Consider the following 17,418-nt stretch of genomic DNA (forward strand, 5'->3'; position numbering starts at 1 on the left):
CGCCGGGCATGGCCCGGCCGATTCCCGATCAGGCCGCCAGCGAATCCAGCGCCGCTTCCAGCGCGTCCAGGTTCGGCAGCAGCGCGCTCTGCTCACCCAGTAGCACGCGCATGTGCACGACCTGCGGTAGGGTTTCTTCGGAGGCGTCGGCGAGCAGGCCGTCGCGCGGCACTGAGATCAGCTGCGGGAAGTTCTGCGTCAGCAGCGCGTAGTACGGGCGCTGCGCATTGCCGCTGAGGGATTTCAGCACCACCACCTTGTTGTGGCCGGCCACCGCCTCTTCGCCCAGCCCGGAAAGGCGTGCGAACGACACCAGAGGTACCTGCCAGCCATGCCAGCCGATCTCGCCGACCAGCCAGCGCGGGGCATCGGAGACCGGCTGCACCGGCACGCGCGACATCATTTCAGCCACGGTGGCATTGGGCAGCAGCACGCGCTCGTTGCCGGCCTGGATCAGGACGCCGCGGATTTCGTCATTGCTGGCGTAGCTCATGGTGCTTCTCCGTTGTCGTCCTGCTCACCCCAGCGCGCGGCAATCGCCTGCGCCAGTTCCTGCGGTTCACCGGCCACCATGCCGGCAGCAACCACCGCAGTGGCTGCAGCCGGGTCGTAGCAGCCCTCGCCCACCTGCCCCGCCACCCACGCACCGGCAGCCGCCAGGTCCAGCGCCGGGCCGACATGGGCCAGGTCGGCGCCGCTGAGCAGCACCAGCGCGGTGTGTTCGGCCGGCAATGCAGCGAGCGAAATACCAGTGGCATCGCTCTGGAAATGCAGGCCATCGCTGGCCGCGCGGACGCCGATATCATCGGCCAGCACGTGGACCTCGCCCGGTACGGCATGCTGGCCGGCCTCGGCCAACTGCACCGGCAACGGCGAAACACGCGACATCTGCTTGACCAGGTTGCCGTAGCGGCCACCATCCAGGCGCATGTGCACCAGCACCGGCACGCTCAACGACGCGGGCAGTGCGCCGAGCAGGCGACGCAAGGCATCCGGGCCACCGATGCCGGCCAGCACCAGCAACGATGCGGCGCGTGCACCGGCCGGGGCGGCGGCATCCAGATCGACCAGACTCAAATGATCGGTATCGAAGGAGGGCTGCGGCGCGGCGACCGGCGCCACGGCGTCTGCCGGTGCCGGCGCTTCGATCGATTCCTCGACCAGCGACCAGGCGGTGTGATCGAAGGAGATCGGTGGTGCCGCAGGCGCCGCCGGTTCGGCCAGCGCCTGCGGCGGCGAAGGCGGATCCAGTGGTTCGGGCACGACCGGCTGCAGCGCCGCCAGAGCCTGCTCCAGCGCGATCGGTTCGTGCAGGTGTGCCGGAGGCGAATACAGCCCGTCGGCCGGAACCTCATCGGCCCAGCTCAGCGCCTGCTCCAGGTGCGGTTGCAGGGCTTCCTCCTGCGGCACCGGCGCGGGCGCCGGATGGCCGGGCTCCAGCTGCAGGCTGGGCTCTTCCTCGGCGCCCGGCGGCAACACCTGCTGGTGGCCGTGCAGCTTGGCGGCCAGATGGCGCCCCCAACGCTGGGCCTCCCAGCCGTCGCGGCGCGCGGCCAGCTCAGCCTCATCGAACACCAGGGTCAGCCCCGGTGCCGAGAGCACGGCTTCCAGCCGTTCCAGTGCATCCTCGATGGCAGCTTCCAGCGCGATCACCACGAACTGTGGGTCTGCGGCCTGCAGGACCTGTGGCTCCAGGCCGTTCGGATCATCTTCCAGCACCAGCTGCACATCTGCATGCGACAACGCTTCGCGCAGGCGTTCGCGCGCCGCACCGGGACGGGCCAGCAGGGCGACGGCCGGGGCCGGATGGGTTTCACTCACGGACACGGGCGATCCCCAGCAGGTCGTACACGTTACGCATCAGGTCCAGTTCCTGGTACGGCTTGCCCAGATAACGCTGGACACCGATCTCGAAGGCGCGCTGGCGGTGCTTGTCGCCGCTGCGCGAGGTGATCATCACGATCGGCACATCCTTGTAGCGCGGGTCGGCGCGCATCGCGGTGGCCAGCTCGTAACCATCCATGCGGGGCATCTCGATATCCAGCAGCATCAGGTCCGGCACGCGCTCTTCCAGCCGCTCCAATGCTTCCACGCCATCGCGGGCAACACTGACTTCGAAGTTGTGGCGTTCGAGGATGCGGCCGGTCACCTTGCGCATGGTCAGCGAGTCATCGACCACCATCACCAGCGGCACCTGGCGTTCGTCGCGCGGTGCATTGGCCAGTACCGGTGCGGTCGGATTGGCCAGGAAACGGCGCACCAGCGGCGCGACGTCCAGGATCACCACCACGCGGCCATCGCCGGTGATGGTGGCACCGTAGATGCCCGGTACCGATGCAATCTGCAGGCCGACCGGCTTGACCACGATTTCGCGGTTGCCCAGCACCTGATCGATCGCCACGGCAGCGCGCAGGTCACCGGCCCGCACCAGCAGCAGCGGCACCTGGTCCTGGCCATCGGCGCGTGCCGGGGCCTGCCCGACCAGGCTGCCGAGGTCATACAGCGGGTAGTCCTCGCCGCTGTAGCGGTAGCTGCTGTCGGCGGCCTCGAAGCGTTCGCGCGACAGGCGGCCGATACCACTGACCGAGGCCACCGGCACGGCAAAGGTGGTTTCGCCGATCTGCACGAACACCGCCTGGGTGACGGCCAGTGTCTGCGGCAGGCGCAGGGTGAAGCGCACGCCCTGGCCACGCACCGACTGGATGTCAACCGAGCCACCGAGCTGGCGCACTTCGTTGCGCACCACGTCCATGCCCACGCCACGGCCCGCCAGCTGGCTGACCTGGTCGGCGGTGGAGAAGCCGGAGGCGAAGATCAGGTTGTCCAGTTCCTGCTCGTTCGGCTGCGCATCGGCGGCCAGCAGGCCACGATCGATGGCGCGGCGGCGGATCGCTTCGCGGTCCAGGCCGGCACCGTCATCGGCCACTTCCAGCACGATTTCCGAGCCTTCACGGTGCAGGCGGATGGCGACCTCGCCTTCTTCCGGCTTGCCGGCGGCACGACGCTGTTCCGGTGCTTCCAGGCCGTGGGCCACGGAGTTGCGCAGCATGTGTTCGAGCGGTGCGACCATGCGGTCGAGAACGTTGCGGTCCAGTTCGCCGTGGGTGCCTTCCAGGGTGAGGTGCACCTGCTTGCCGGTATCCATGCCGGACTGGCGGACCACACGGCGCAGGCGCGGCACCAGGCCATCGAACGGCACCATGCGCGCGCGCATCAGGCCGTCCTGCAGCTCGGAACTGACGCGCGACTGCTGTTGCAGCAGCGAATCGTACTGGCGTGACAGATCGTCGAGCACGCCCTGCAGGCCCCCGAGATCGGCCGCCGACTCGTTCAGCGCACGGCTGAGCTGCTGCAGCGTGGAGAAGCGGTCTAGTTCCAGCGGATCGAACTTCTGATCGGCCTGGTCCTGCTCGCGCTGGTAGCGGGCGACGATCTGCGCTTCGGTTTCCAGGTCGAGGCGGCGCAGCTGGTCGCGCAGTCGTGCATTGGTGCGCTCCAGTTCACCCATCGCGCCACGGAAGGCACCGAGCTGCTGTTCCAGGCGCGAGCGGTAGATCGCCACTTCACCGGCATGGTTGACGAGGCGGTCGAGCAGATCCGCGCGCACGCGCACCTGCTCCTGCTGCGGGCGCGCCAGCGGATCTTCATCGACCACGCCTTCGGCCGGCAGCGGTGCCGACAACGGCGCATCGAGCAGTACCGGTGCCGGGCTGGCGACCGGTGCCGGAGCGGTTTCAGCGACGCTCGCCACGTTCGCTGCGGCTGCGGCAGCCGCAGCGATATCGGTGGTGGTACGCACTTCGAACGCGTCGACCAGGTCCTGCGCCGGTTCCACCACGCGGTGGTCACCGGTGCGGGTCAGCAGCTGGTGCAGGCGATCGAATCCGCGCTCCAGCAGCTGGACATCGCGGCGTTCGATTTCGGTGCGACCGGCGGCAACGGCTTCCAGCAACGATTCAATGCTGTGGCCGAGATCGCCGATGGCGTTGATGCCAGCCATGCGTGCGCCACCCTTCAGGGTGTGCAGGTCACGCTGCAGGCCAGCCAGCACCTCACGGTCCTGCGGCGCATCGCGCAGCTCGCTGATCAGGCCATCGCAGTGGTCGAGCAGGTCCTTGCCTTCCTCGACGAAGATGTCCACCAGCTCGCGATCGTAGACACTGAAGTCGAGCGCATCGGCGCTGTCTTCGAGCACCGGCATGGCAAGGACTTCGGCTGCCACGGTCTCAGGTGCGACGACGTCAGGCGCGTCGGTGGCCACGGCATCCGATGCGGCAACCGCATCGACGTCGACGGCTTCGACGCGGACGTCCGCCTGGCCCGGCGCGTCTTCCAGTTCGAAGAAGCGCACCGGTTCGGCGGTGGCCGGCGCAGCGGCCTCCGCGATCTCCTCATTCACCGTCGCCGGGGACGGCTGATCGGCGCTCTCTCCTTCACCGATCGCCGCCTCCCCGCCGACGTCCGCATCCTCGGCAAAGGCTTCCGCCTCGCCCGGCGCGAGTTCGCTGGCCTGCAGGCCGAGCACGGGCCATTGCCCGTCGTCGGCCAGGGGCTGCTCTTCGTCGATCACGTGCAGGCCGGCCTCGAGCGCGGCTTCCAGCGAGACCGGTTCTGCAAACCCCGGCGCAGCCATTTCATCCTGCAGGCTCGACAGCTCGCTGTCGAGTGGCAGTGCAGCAGGCGTTTCGAACGCCACGGCATCAGCGACGTGCGCGTAGTCGGCCGATGGCGCATTCAGGTCAGATGCGACGGCTCCGACACCGGCCGGGATCTCTTCGGCGTCGCGGTCGTCGACCGGCAGCGCACTGGCATCCAGATACGGCGACAGATCGTCCACGACGGTCAGACCGGCACCGTCGGACAGCGGCGGCAGGCTTTCGGACTCCGCCCCGACGCCGGCTACGGCGACGCCCGGAACATCGCCGGCCACCTGGATCGATTCGACCACCGGCAGCGTCGCCTCCCCCTCACCCGGTACCGACGGCCATCCGGCATCGAAGTAGCGCGAAAGATCGTCGCTGGCGGTCAGCTCACCGACCTCCAGCCCGGCCTCGATCGCCACGTCGGCGACCGGGGCGTGCGCAGTATCGACATGTGCCTCCGGTTCCTGCTCCGGTGCGGCAAACGAAAGCGGCACCGCATCGGCTTCACGCGCGACGACCGTCGATGCGTCCGCGTCCAGTTCCACCGCCGGTTCGTCATCCAGCGCCAGATCGTCTTCGTCGTCCTCCAGGCCCACCATCGGCCAGCGCGCTTCCGGCAACGCACCGGCCAGCGCCTGCAGGCGCTGTGCCAGTACCTGTTGCGGCGCAATGCGCGGCTGTTCGGCCTGCAACGCTTCCATGGTGGCGGTGATCGCCTGCGCCGTCGCATCCAGGGCGGCCACGCCTTCATCACCCGGGACCACCTCAGCGGCCAGTGCGCGCTTGATGTAGGACTCCGCACCGCCGGTCACAGCCGTGATCTCGGGCACTTCGGTCATCGCGAAGGCGCCGTTCATGGTGTGCACCGCACGCAGCAGTGCATCGCTGACCGGTTGCGGTGCCTGCTGCGCCGAACGCAGCCAGTCCTGCAGGGTGGCCTGGTGGACTTCCACCTCGGCCTCGAGAATCTCGCGCAGTACGCTGTCGATGTTGGCCGGTGTGCCGGCGACTTCGGCCTCCTCAGCGGTATCGGCCAGCGCCGAAACGGCAGCCTCCGCGTCGAGAATGCGGCTGATCTCGTCTTCGCCGTCGGCTTCGGCAACCGGTACAACCGGCGCAGCCGCACCCGGCAGCGGTACGTAGTAGGTTTCCTCGCCTGCACCGACACGATCGGCAATGGCCTGCATGGCCTGCAGGTCGACGCTGATGCGCTGGCCGTGGCGCAGTGCTGCGTTCAGCTGTGGCAGCGCCGCATGTGCGTTGTCGACCATCGCCAGCACCGCCGGCGACGCGGCGCGGCTGCCATCCAGCACGCGGTTGAGCATGCCTTCGATCTTCCACGCGAACTCGCCCAGCGTGCGTGCGCCAACCAGCCGGCCACTGCCCTTCAGGGTATGGAAGATGCGGCGGATCGGGCGCAGCCGGTCCATGTTGTCCGGCTGCATGCGCCACGCTGGCAGCAGCGTGCCGAGATTGGCCAGCTCATCGTCGAACTCTTCCAGGAACACCTCGCGGATGTCCTCGTCGATGTTCTCGGCGTCGTCATCGAAGCCGGCGTCGAAGCCCGCATTCGCGTCGGCATTGGCGTCGGCGTCGGTCGCAACCACCGCCTCCGGTGCCGCCGCGGCGGGCATTGCCTGCGGATTGAAGCCGGCAGCGGCTGCACTCAGTTCGGCAAAGAACTGGGCGTCGGCTTCGCTGAAATCGATCGGCGCGATGGTGTCGATATCGATCATCGACACGGCCGGTGCGGACGTTTCCGTTGCACGAGCGGCATCGATCAACGGTGGCGTGATCGACGGTACCGGCAGGTCATCCGGAGCCTCATCCGCCTCGACCTGCGACGCAGGCGATGCATCGGCCAGTGGTGGCGCCACGGCATCAACGATCTCCAGCGACGGGTGCAACCCGGCGTCATCGTCCAGCGACAGCGTTTCCATCGCATGCAGCGACAGCACGTCGTCAGCGTTATCCAGCGCGTCGGCGTCGAAGCGGAACACCACGTCGGCCACGGCAGCCGCATCCTGCTCGGCCGCTACCGGATCGAACACCGGTGCAGCATCGAATCCGGTCGCGGACGAACCCACGACGTCCGTCGTCTCGTCGATGGCAGGCGCTGCGGTTTCCTCAAGCACCTGCGGTGCCTCGGACAGCGACCACTGCGGTGCACCGGACTGACCGCTGTCAGCCAGCTCGAAGCTGACCGGATCGAAACTGGCGAAGGTCGGGCTGCGTTCGTCATCGGCAGGCGCGACCACGTCGGTCTCCGGATGGAACGGCGCCAGCTCCCACTGCGGGACATCCGGCGCGGGAGCGCTGGACGCAGCGAAAACCAGCGCTGCCTCTGCCTCATTCTGCGTCGGCAACGGCGAGGCATCGGCATCACCCGTGCTGGCGGCCACGGCTGCCACCGTGCCGAGTGCACCGAACATCAGGCGATTGTCGGACACCATTGGCGCCGGGGTGGCCGGCGGCGGGTCAAAGGTGAAGTCCGGCAGCGGCGTCGGCACGTCGCCGGCAGCGGGCGCAGCAGGCTGCACCGGAATCTCGATGCGCTCCGGCTGCAGCGGTTCGGCCTGCAGGGCGACCGGTTCCGGTTCGACCGGCAGCACCACCCGCGCATCCGGCGCAGCGGCGTTGCGCTCGGGCAGCGGCCAGTAGCGCAGTGCTTCGAGGCTGCTGCGGGTGATTTCGAGGATGTCTTCGCGGCCCGGGCGACGGTCGCGCAGGGCTTCCAGGTAGTACTCCAGGCTGGCCATGGCATCGGCCAGGGTGTCCAGCTGGCGGCCGCTGGGCACGCGCTGCCGGCCGATCAGTTCGGCTTCGATGTACTGCTGCACGCCGCGCAGGTAGTCGGCGGCGGTGCCCAGGTCGAGCATGCGCAGCGCGCCGGACACATCGCCCAGCAGTCGCGGTACATCCTTCAGCTCGGCATGGTTCCAGCTGGTTTCGATGAAGGCGACGAAATGCTCGCGGGCGGCAGCGAAGTTGGCGATGGCTTCATGTGCCAGCACCTCCACCGTACGCCGGTTCTCCACCGCGCTCGGATCGTCCTCGCCACTGCCACCGGCACCCAGGTGGGCGACCTGGTCGTCCAGCGAGGCGTCGACGTACAGCAGCGCACCGGCGATATCCAGCAGCAGGTTCTCGTCGATCTGCTGGCGGCCCTCGACCACGCCACGCAGCGCGTCGCGCTGCTGCACGACCACGCCGCGGGCCACGCCCAGGCCCATCATGCCCAGCGTGTCGGCCACCGCGCCCAGCTCGTTGGCCTGGGTCTGCAGCTGTTCCGGCGCACCGCCGGTGCGCAGGTGCAGGTCAAGCGCATCCTTGATGCGCAGCAGTTCTTCCTTCACCGCGCTGCCGACCGTATCGAGCAGCTCGCGGTTGCGCCCGCTCAGGCTGCCACGGGCATGGTCCAGCTCGGCCTCGGTGGCGGTGACGCTGTCCGGCGCAAAGGCCAGCAGCACGCTGTCATTGACGCCTTCTTCGCCACGCGCCGCGCGGATCTCGTTGAGCAGCGGCATCAGCACGATCGGAATGTCGCGATGGCCGTTCTGCAGGCGTTCCAGATAGTCAGGCAGCAGCACGCTGCCGCGCATCAGGGTCGCGCAGGCTTCGTCACGGTCGGCCACGCGGCCGGCGCCGATGGCGTTGGCCAGCTGTTCCAGCTCTTCGGCCACCATCGCCGGGGCATACAGCTCGACCATGCGCAGGGTGCCCTGCACCTGGTGCAGGTAACCGGCGCAGATGCGCATGCGGCTGGCATCGGTGGGATCTTCCGCGTAGTACTCGACCTCGTTGCGCACCTGGCGCAGGGTCTCGTCCAGCTCGGGCTTGACCCAGCCCAGCGCTGCGTGGCTCATCGCATCGCGCAGACTGCTCATGGACGCGCTCCGTTCGCCGCCGCGCGGTGGCCGCGCGAGTTCTGGCGTGGGGAATGGAAATGCTTCATCGACTGGTTCCTTGCTCGCCGCCCTGCCCGCGTCACGCCGGCAGCTTGAAGTCGGCGACCGAACGGCGCAGGTCCGCCGCCAGCTGCGCGAGGTGGCCGATCGACTCTGCCGTCTGCCCGGCACCCTGTGACGTCTGGCCGGTGATCTGCCGGATCACGCCCATGGTGCGGGTGATGTCCGAAGCGGCGGCCGACTGCTGCTGGGCGGCGATGGAGATGTTCTTGATGAGGGTGTTCAGGGCGTTGGACACGCGCTCGATCTCGGTCAGCGCGGTACCGGCGTCCTCGGCCAGGCGCGCACCGGACACCACTTCGGCCGTGGTCTGCTCCATCGAGGTGACCGCTTCGTTGGTGTCGGCCTGGATGGCCTGGACCAGGTTTTCAATGCGTCGGGTCGCCCCCGAGGTACGTTCTGCCAGGCGCTGCACTTCGTCGGCCACGACCGCGAAACCGCGGCCCGCTTCACCGGCCGACGCCGCCTGCACCGCCGCGTTCAACGCCAGGATGTTGGTCTGCTCGGAAATGTCGTTGATCAGCTCCACGATCGAACCGATTTCCTGCGACGACTCGCCCAGGCGCTTGATGCGCTTGGAGGTTTCCTGGATCTGGTCACGGATCTGGTCCATGCCCTGGATGGTCTCGCGCACCACGCCGGCACCCTCGGCGGCGATCACCACCGAACGCTGAGCCACGTCGGCCGACTCGGCCGAGTTGCGCGACACCTGCTCGATGCTCGCGGCGATTTCGCCAATGCGGTCCGAGGCCGAGGTGATCTGGTTGGCCTGGTGGCCCGCCGCCTCTGCCAGCTGCATGGCGGTGGCCTGCGTTTCCTGGGTGGACATCGCGACCTTGGCCGAGGTGTCGTTGATGGTGGTCACCAGATGGCGCAGCTCGTCCACCGCGTAGTTGATCGCGTCGGCGATCGCACCGGTCATGTCCTCGGTCACCGAAGCCTTCACCGTCAGGTCACCCTCACCGAGCGAGGAGATTTCGTCCAGCAGCCGCATGATCGCCTGCTGGTTGCGGCTGTTGAATTCCACCTGGGTCTGGTAACGCAGTTCCTGCTCGCGCGAGCGGCTGCGCACGTTGGTGGAGACGAAGCCGATGATCGCGATCAGCGACAGCGCACCGGACACCACGCCGATCCAGAAATTCGGGAACAGGCGGGTGTCGGACACCGAGCCGAACGAGGAGAACGCATCGAACAGCTTGCGGCTGTCATCCAGCATGTGTGCCGAACCCTGGCCCAGCGCGGTGGCCGCCGATTGCGCCGCGAACAGCTGGCGCGAGCTGGCCAGGATCGCGTCGGCGTCCTGCTTCATCGCTTCCCACTTCTGCTGCGACTGCTCCAGCGCAGCCACGGCGGCGGCACCGCGCACGGCGGTGATGCCCAGTTCCTCGTTGCCGTTGCGCAGGCCGTCGAGCACCTGCGAGAACACGGTGATATCTCGGGCAAGTGCATCGCCGGAGGTCGCGGCGGCACTGCCACCGGCGCGCATTTCAGTCACGCGGCGGGCCATCGAACCGGCCACCACGACCTGCTGCAGTGCGCTGTACACCTGCGACGACGGCGCACCGGCGGCGGACATCGCGCGCACCAGCTCGTTCAGCTGGGCCTGCAGGCCCGGCACTGCGCCGGTGAAGTTGTTGGCATTGCCGGCCAGGGCCAGTACAGCGGGCTCGCTGGCCACCAGCTGCCCGGCCTGCTTGCCCAACGGTGCCCAGGTCTCGCCCAGCGTGGCGATGGCACCGGATACGCCCGGCTCCTTGCCGTAGCGGCCCTGCAGCGTCGACACGTTCTGTTCGATCGCGTTGCGGGTGGCCTTGAAGGCGGTGAAGGCCTGGGCGTTGCCGCCGACCGCATCACGCCCCTGGTTGGCCAGCTGCTGCGACAGCACCTGCAGGTCGGCGGCCTTGGAGCCGGCGTCGGCGAGGCGGCTGCCCTGCCAGGTAGCGACGCCGGTGTTGACGCCGAACAGGATCATCGATGCCAGCAGCAGGAACAGCCAGAGGTTGCTGCCGCCCAGCCGCAGCTTGCCGGTCTTGGTGGCGTCCGAAGCAGTACTCATCGTTCAACCTCGATCTTCAATGCAGGGGGCGATGCCCGGCCTCAGGCCGCGGCTTGCCGGAATTCAGGGGTGCGCGACAGCAGCGAGAGCGAGAACACGCCCCAGTCATGGCCGTCGGCATGGAAGGCACGGTCAACGAAATGGCCGTAGCGACCTTCGGCCAGTGTGCCGGCCGCGATCTGCTGTTCCAGCTCGAAGCTGCGCTGGCCGAACAGTTCATCGATGGTCAGTGCGACGTCGCCGCCGGCCTGGCGCATGATCAGCACGCGCTGGCCTTCCTGCTGCACGGTGCGCGTGCCTTCCAGGAAGTACTTCAGGTCGACCACCGGGAACAGGTTGCCGCGCAGGTTGCCCACGCCCAGCAGCCAGGGCTGCGCGCAGGGTACCGGGGTCACCGGCGGCATCGGCACGATTTCCACCACTTCGCGGAAATCGGACACCAGCCGGCGCTGGCCGACGCGGAAACCGACGCCACGCCACAGGTCCTGGGCGAACTGCCGCCCGGGCAGCTGCACCGCGTGGGCCAGGCTGCGCCGTTCGTAGGCTTCAAGGATGTCGAAGGGCGAGCGCATCAGGCCACCAGTTCGTTGATCCGCGCGATCAGTTCATCCTCGCGCGGCGGCTTGACGATGTAATCGGCTGCGCCCTGGCGCAGGCCCCAGGCCTTGTCGGTTTCCATCGCCTTGGTGCTGACGATGATCACCGGGATGTGCTTGATCGCCGCATCACGGGCCATTGCACGGGTGGCCTGGAAACCGCTCATGCCGGGCAGGACCACGTCCATCAGCACCAGCTGCGGCACCTGGTCGCGGACCAGCTGCAGGCCATCCTCGGCGTTGTCCGCTTCCAGCACCTCGTGGCCGGCACGGCGCAGCCACTGGGTGAACACCGCGCGGTCGGTCGGTGAATCCTCGATCAGGACGATACGAGCCATTGTGCCTTTCCCCCCTGGTCAGGCGTTGACGTATGTGCGGATGGCACCCAGCAGTTCTTCGCGCGTGAAAGGCTTGGTCAGGTATTGCTCCGAGCCGACGATGCGCCCCCGCGCCTTGTCGAACAGACCATCCTTGGATGACAGCATGATCACCGGGGTCGCCTTGAACAGCTGGTTGCCCTTGATCAGCGCGCAGGTCTGGTAGCCATCCAGGCGCGGCATCATGATGTCGACGAAGATGATCTGCGGCTGCTGGTCTGCGATCTTGGCAAGCGCTTCGAAGCCGTCGGTGGCGGTGACCACCTCGCAGCCTTCGCGCTTGAGCAGCGTTTCCGCAGTCCTGCGGATGGTCTTCGAATCATCGATGACCATCACCCGGAGTCCTGCGAGTTCCCCGCCCGCAGTCGTGTTTTCAGTCATTGCCTATCCCCAAGCGCACGGCCCAATCTCTGGCGGGAGCCGCTGCGAAAGCGTATCTATATCGCACTTTCCGCGCCCGCTTCAAGGCCGGTCCACCGCGCAGGGGGTGGCGCCCGGCTGAACGTGACCGGGTTCGCAATGACTGCGCCGCCGGCAGGCGGACGCTGCGTTGCAGTACGGCAGGGAGGCGCGCGGCCAGCGTTGCCGCTACCATCAACGCCTTGCCTGACAGGTGCGCCCATGCCGTTGAACGTCATCGTGGTGATGGACCCCATCGCCCACATCAAGATCGCCAAGGACACCACCTTCGCCATGCTGCTGGAAGCCCAGCGCCGCGGCCATGCCCTGCACTACGTGCGGCCGGGCGGGCTGGCCCTGGAGGGTGGCGTGGCGGTAGCCCAGACCGCGCCGCTGCAGGTGCGCGACGACCCGGCCGGCTGGTATGAGCTGGGCGCGTTCAGCCGTACCGAGTTCGGTCCCGGCCAGATCGTGCTGATGCGCAAGGACCCGCCGGTCGACGCCGAGTACATCTACGACACCCAGGTGCTGGACGTGGCCGCCGCTGCCGGTGCCTGCGTGGTCAACAACCCGCAGGGCCTGCGCGACTACAACGAGAAGCTGGCTGCCCTGCTGTTCCCGCAGTGCTGCCCGCCGACCCTGGTCAGCCGCGATGCCAAGGCGTTGAAGGCCTTCGCCCTGGAACACGGCCAGGCCGTGCTGAAGCCGCTGGACGGCATGGGTGGCCGCTCGATCTTCCGCAGCGGGCAGGGCGATCCGAACCTGAACGTGATCCTGGAAACCCTGACCGAGGGCGGCCGCAAGCTGGCGCTGGCCCAGAAGTTCATTCCCGACATCACTGCCGGCGACAAACGCATCCTTCTGGTTGACGGCGAACCGGTCGACTACTGCCTGGCACGCATCCCCCAGGGTGACGAGTTCCGCGGCAACCTGGCGGCCGGCGGCCGTGGCGAAGGGCGCCCGCTGAGCGAGCGCGACCGCTGGATCGCCGCCCAGGTCGGTCCGGAGATGAAGCGCCGCGGCATGCGCTTTGTCGGACTGGACGTGATCGGCGACTACCTGACCGAGGTCAACGTGACCAGCCCGACCTGCGTGCGCGAACTGGACGCGCAGTACGGCCTGAACATTGCCGGCACCCTGTTCGACGCGCTCGAGGCCGGCCTACGCTGATGCCGTCCGCACCTGCCGTCCTGCCACCGCCGCCGCGCGAAGCGCAACGGCTGGGGGCCACCATCGCGCTGTCGGTGCTGGTCCACGCCCTGTTGATCCTGGGCGTGGGCTTTGCGGTGAAGGGCGATGCTCCGCTGGTACCGACGCTGGAGGTCATCTTCAGCCAGACCCGCACCGCGCTGACGCCGAAGCAGGCTGATTTCCTTGCCGCTGCCAGCCAGGAAGGCGGGGGCGAGCACGACCGTGCACAGCGCCCGCGCGACAACCAGGCGGGCATCGTGCCGCAGGCGCAGGCCGGGCTGAGCCCGGTGCCGCAACAGCAGCAGTCGGCCGCACCGGTTCCGCCGCCGCAGGCGCGCGTGGTGAGCAGCCGCAATGGCGAAGAGACGGTGGCCCAGGCCCAGCCGCGGCCGACACCGGAGCAGCCCGAGCCGGATGCACCGCTGACCGCACGCGAGCAGCGCGACGCCGAGATGGCACGGCTGGCGGCCGAGGTGCATCTGCGCTCCGCGCAGTACGCCAAGCGCCCGAACCGCAAATTCGTGTCGGCCAGCACGCGCGAATATGCCTATGCCAACTACCTGCGTGCCTGGGTCGACCGCGCCGAGCGCGTCGGCAACCTGAACTACCCGGACGAGGCCCGGCAGCGCCGGCTCGGCGGCCAGGTGGTGATCAGCGTGGGCGTGCGCCGCGATGGCAGCGTGGAGAGCAGCCGGATCCTGCGTTCGAGCGGGACGCCGTTGCTGGATGAGGCGGCACTGCGGGTGGTGCAGTTGGCCCAGCCGTTCCCGCCGTTGCCGGAGACCGAGGACGAGATCGACATCCTGCAGGTCACCCGCACGTGGGTGTTCCTGCCCGGCGGCACCCTGCACGACGATCGGTAGGGTTTTGTTGCCCGGGCCTGCGGCCCGGGACCCGCTGGACGTCAACGTCAACGTCAAAAGCGGCGGTTGGACTGTGGTTTTGGTGTGGCGGGTGGCTGGTCATGACACGCCGTAAACCCATCCCTGGGGGCTCGATGGCGCCATCCATGGCGCCAACGGTCCTGCCCAGCCACCCCGCCACACCTCTGACAGATCGCGGCGCATTTTTGCTATTGGTAGGTGTCGACCTTGGTCGACACACATCCACGCTACGCGTGGATGCGAGCGAAGCGATCCGCTTTTGACTTTGACTTTTCTTTTTTTTGATTTTCCGTGGCGGACGCACACGGTAACTGTCAGAGGCAGGGCGGGATGGGTTCGCGGGGGTGTCCGCGGCCAAGCCCCCATGGACGGGTTCACGGCGCCCCCCGCGAACCCTCCCCGCCCGGTCAAGCGCGGCTTTTGATTTACGCGATCAACCAACCCCGCCACGAGGGGCTCAGCCGTTGGCTTTCGCCTTCGCCTCGCGCGCCGCCTGCTGCTCGACCAGGGTCAGCGCCACGTTGTCGCGCAGGTACGCCGGCTCGACCCTCTCCGGTGCAATGGCTTCGCCGCGAGCGAACGCCGGCACCGCCAGTGCCAGTACGTCCGACGCGCGCGGCAATGCGGTGGCATCGAATCCGCGCAGGCCAGCCCCAAGGTGCGCCAGCAGTGCGCCCTCGGCAGCACCGAAACCGGTACCCACACCATAGGCGGACAGCCCTTCCGGCAGCGCCACCGCGGCAGGCGCGCACACGCGTTCGGCGTCGCGCGCCACCGGCAGGCCGTCCACACGCTCGAAGCGCGCGACATACAGCTCGCCCATCCGCGCATCGATCGCCGACAGGATCTGCATTTCTTCCGCCGGTGCCTGCAGCGCCAGCACCTGCAGCGTCGAGACCGGCAACAGCGGCCGGTCCAGCGCCAGTGCGATGCCCTGGGCAATGGCGATCGCCAGGCGCACACCGGTGAACGCACCGGGGCCACGGCTGAGCGCAATGCCGTCCAGCTGGCGGCGGCTGATACCGGCTTCGGCCAGCAGCGCCTCGGCCCACGGCAGGCTCAGTTCGGCGTGCCGGCGCGGGGCGATCTCGAAGCGTTCCAGCACCTGCCCATCAACATGCAGGGCAACGGAACAGGCTTCGGTGGCGGTTTCAAAGGCAAGCAGTTTCATCGGATCGGGTCAGAGCAAGGGGAACGTGGCACCGGGTACCGGCACCGGGCCCGCCGCATCCGCGGCCGGGGCAGCCGCATCATCGGCCACGGGTGTCCATTGTGGCGTAAAGAAGGCCTGCACATCGGCCAGGCTGCGGGTACGTCGGAACGGCGGCAGTGAATCGAGGAAGACCCGGCCATAGCCGCGGTTGAGCAGGCGCGGGTCGCACAACACCAGCACCCCACGGTCGCTCTCGCTGCGGATCAGGCGGCCGACGCCCTGTTTCAGCGCAATCACCGCCTGCGGCAGCTGCTCATCGCGGAACGGGTTGCCGCCCTGGCTGCGGATCGCCTCCAGCCGCGCCTCGTACACCGGGTCATCCGGCGCCGCGAACGGCAGCTTGTCGATCATCACCACGCTCAACGCCTCGCCCACCACGTCCACACCCTCGCGGAAGCTGGCCGAGCCCAGCAGCACGCCATTGCCCGATTCGCGGAAACGCTGCAGCAGCGTCGCGCGCGGCGCCTCGCCCTGCACGAACAACGGCCATGGTCCGTCGCGCAATGCCTCGGCGGCCTCGCGCAATGCACGGTGCGAGGCGAACAACAGGAATGCCCTGCCCTGCGATGCCTGCAACACCGGCCGCAGGGCCTGGATCAGGGCAGTACCGAAGCCCCGTGCGGCCGGATCAGGCAAGCCTTCGGGCAGGTAACACAGCGCCTGCTCCGGCCAGTTGAACGGGCTCGGCTGGACCAGCGTGTGCGGATCGTCCAGGCCCAAGCGTGCAGCGATGTGATCGAAGCCACCGCCCACGGTCAGCGTGGCCGAGGTGAAGATCCAGGCCGCGCGACTGCGCTCGCGATGCTCGCGCAGCGGGCCGGACACGTCCATCGGCGTGCGCTGGCAGCGGAAACCACGCGGCGTGAGTTCGTACCAGAGCACATCGGCAGCACGGGCGGCCTCCGCCGGATCGGCATCGAAATCGAGGGTGGGCTCATCATCGCCCAGCCAGCGCTGGAGCCGCGACACCGCCTCGCGCGCCCTTGCATGGCAGGCGTCCAGGCCCGCAGCCGCTTCGCGCAGCGGCTGCAATGCCTGCTCCAGCGTGGCCAGGCCGGCCATCACCGTATCGAATCCATCGCGCACCTGTGGCATGGCCAGCGCACGCCACTGCGTACCACGCGGCGGCAACCCCTCCATCGCCAATCGCAACGCCAGCAATGCCTGCTGCAACTGGTCGACCGGTTCCTGCAGGGCCGACTGCGCACCGCCCACGCCGCGTGCTTCGGCCAGGCAGTCGCGCCCCAGTTCCTGCCACGGGCGCATGCCGAAACCTTCGCCGAAGAACTGCGCGGCCAACTCCGGCAACTGATGCGCCTCGTCGATGACGAAGGCCTGCGCCCCCGGCAGCAGTTCACCGAAACCGTCCTGCTTCAGTGCCAGGTCGGCCAGCAGCAGGTGATGGTTGACCACCACCACGTCAGCGGCCTGCGCACGTTGGCGCGCGCGCACCACGAAACAGTCGTCCCAGAACGGGCAATCGGTGCCCAGGCAGTTGTCGACGGTGGAGGTGACCATCGGCAGCAGCGGTGAGTCGTCGGCGAGGCCTTCCAGTTCGGCGATGTCACCAAACTCCGAGCGTCCGGACCAGGCCAGGATGCGCTGGAACTGCGCGGCCTGCTCGGGGCTGGAAAACCGCGGCTCACCCCGCGCCTGCTGCAGTCGGTAGCGGCACAGGTAGTTCGCACGACCCTTCAGCAGTGCGCTGCGCAGGCCGACGCCCAGTGCCTGGCGCACGCGCGGCAGATCGCGGTGGTAGAGCTGGTCCTGCAGCGCGCGGGTGCCGGTGGAGATGATGGTGCGCAGCCCGGACAGCAGCACCGGCACCAGATAGGCAAAGGTCTTGCCGGTGCCGGTACCGGCCTCGGCCAGCAGCAGGTCCCGCTGCTGCAGCGCATCGGCGATGGCTTCGGTGAGGTGCAGCTGTGCCGGACGCGGGACGAATGCATCCAGGTGCGAGGCGAGCGCGCCGCCTTCGCTGAGGGCTTCGCGGCTGGCATGGACAAGGTCGGACATCAGAGGGAAAGGATACCCGGCCGGGCGCTGCCCGGCACCCGTTTCAACCCGGAGCCAGAGCAACAGCAACGGCGT

General features: G+C 68.3%; 11 protein-coding genes. 2 read left to right on the plus strand and 9 right to left on the minus strand.

The features are described 5' to 3' along the window. Positions 1 to 28: 28 nt before the first annotated feature. The 7 genes from V3B30_RS14635 to pilG all read right to left on the minus strand — a co-directional run bounded on the left by V3B30_RS14635 (position 29) and on the right by pilG (position 12,021). Entirely contained in the window at positions 29 to 493 is a 465-nt protein-coding gene (locus V3B30_RS14635; protein WP_100473648.1) for a chemotaxis protein CheW, read from the minus strand. Beyond that, positions 490 to 1,827, minus strand: a complete 1,338-nt coding sequence (locus V3B30_RS14640; RefSeq protein WP_100473649.1) for a chemotaxis protein CheB — start codon at positions 1,825 to 1,827, stop codon at positions 490 to 492. The genes V3B30_RS14635 and V3B30_RS14640 overlap by 4 nt, the downstream gene beginning before the upstream one ends. After that, positions 1,814 to 8,530 carry an Hpt domain-containing protein gene (locus tag V3B30_RS14645; protein WP_262082864.1) on the minus strand — a complete coding sequence of 2,239 codons (6,717 nt, stop codon included), beginning with the start codon at positions 8,528 to 8,530 and terminating at the stop codon, positions 1,814 to 1,816. The genes V3B30_RS14640 and V3B30_RS14645 overlap by 14 nt, the downstream gene beginning before the upstream one ends. Positions 8,531 to 8,630: 100 nt before the next feature. Continuing rightward, positions 8,631 to 10,667, minus strand: coding sequence for a methyl-accepting chemotaxis protein (locus tag V3B30_RS14650; protein WP_262082865.1), 2,037 nt, complete (start codon positions 10,665 to 10,667; stop codon positions 8,631 to 8,633). 41 nt (positions 10,668 to 10,708) lie between these two features. Further along, entirely contained in the window at positions 10,709 to 11,239 is a 531-nt protein-coding gene (locus tag V3B30_RS14655; RefSeq protein WP_100473652.1) for a chemotaxis protein CheW, read from the minus strand. Next, a complete protein-coding gene (locus tag V3B30_RS14660) occupies positions 11,239 to 11,601 on the minus strand; it encodes a response regulator (RefSeq protein WP_005410717.1) in 363 nt (120 codons plus the stop codon). The genes V3B30_RS14655 and V3B30_RS14660 overlap by 1 nt, the downstream gene beginning before the upstream one ends. An 18-nt stretch (positions 11,602 to 11,619) precedes the next feature. Beyond that, on the minus strand, positions 11,620 to 12,021 hold the full coding sequence (gene pilG, locus V3B30_RS14665) for a twitching motility response regulator PilG (protein WP_005418455.1): 402 nt from the start codon (positions 12,019 to 12,021) through the stop codon (positions 11,620 to 11,622). A 240-nt stretch (positions 12,022 to 12,261) separates the two neighbouring features. On the opposite strand from pilG, the gene gshB reads away from it, so the two are divergent. Both gshB and V3B30_RS14675 read left to right on the plus strand, forming a co-directional pair. Then, positions 12,262 to 13,209 carry a glutathione synthase gene (gene gshB / locus V3B30_RS14670; RefSeq protein ID WP_262082866.1) on the plus strand — a complete coding sequence of 316 codons (948 nt, stop codon included), beginning with the start codon at positions 12,262 to 12,264 and terminating at the stop codon, positions 13,207 to 13,209. Further along, the gene (locus V3B30_RS14675; protein ID WP_100473654.1) at positions 13,209 to 14,093 is read left to right on the plus strand and encodes an energy transducer TonB; all 885 of its coding nucleotides are present in this window, start codon (positions 13,209 to 13,211) and stop codon (positions 14,091 to 14,093) included. Before gshB ends, V3B30_RS14675 begins: the two co-directional genes overlap by 1 nt. A 478-nt stretch (positions 14,094 to 14,571) precedes the next feature. On the opposite strand, the gene tsaB is transcribed toward V3B30_RS14675, so the two are convergent. Together tsaB and V3B30_RS14685 are read right to left on the minus strand one after the other, a co-directional pair. Then, positions 14,572 to 15,285, minus strand: a complete 714-nt coding sequence (gene tsaB / locus V3B30_RS14680; protein WP_262082867.1) for a tRNA (adenosine(37)-N6)-threonylcarbamoyltransferase complex dimerization subunit type 1 TsaB — start codon at positions 15,283 to 15,285, stop codon at positions 14,572 to 14,574. A gap of 9 nt (positions 15,286 to 15,294) precedes the next feature. Then, positions 15,295 to 17,343, minus strand: a complete 2,049-nt coding sequence (locus V3B30_RS14685) for an ATP-dependent DNA helicase (RefSeq protein ID WP_262082868.1) — start codon at positions 17,341 to 17,343, stop codon at positions 15,295 to 15,297. Between the last annotated feature and the right edge of the window lie 75 nt (positions 17,344 to 17,418).

The sequence above is a fragment of the Stenotrophomonas sp. SMYL41 genome (genome assembly GCF_036319965.1).
Lineage (GTDB): Bacteria > Pseudomonadota > Gammaproteobacteria > Xanthomonadales > Xanthomonadaceae > Stenotrophomonas > Stenotrophomonas maltophilia_R.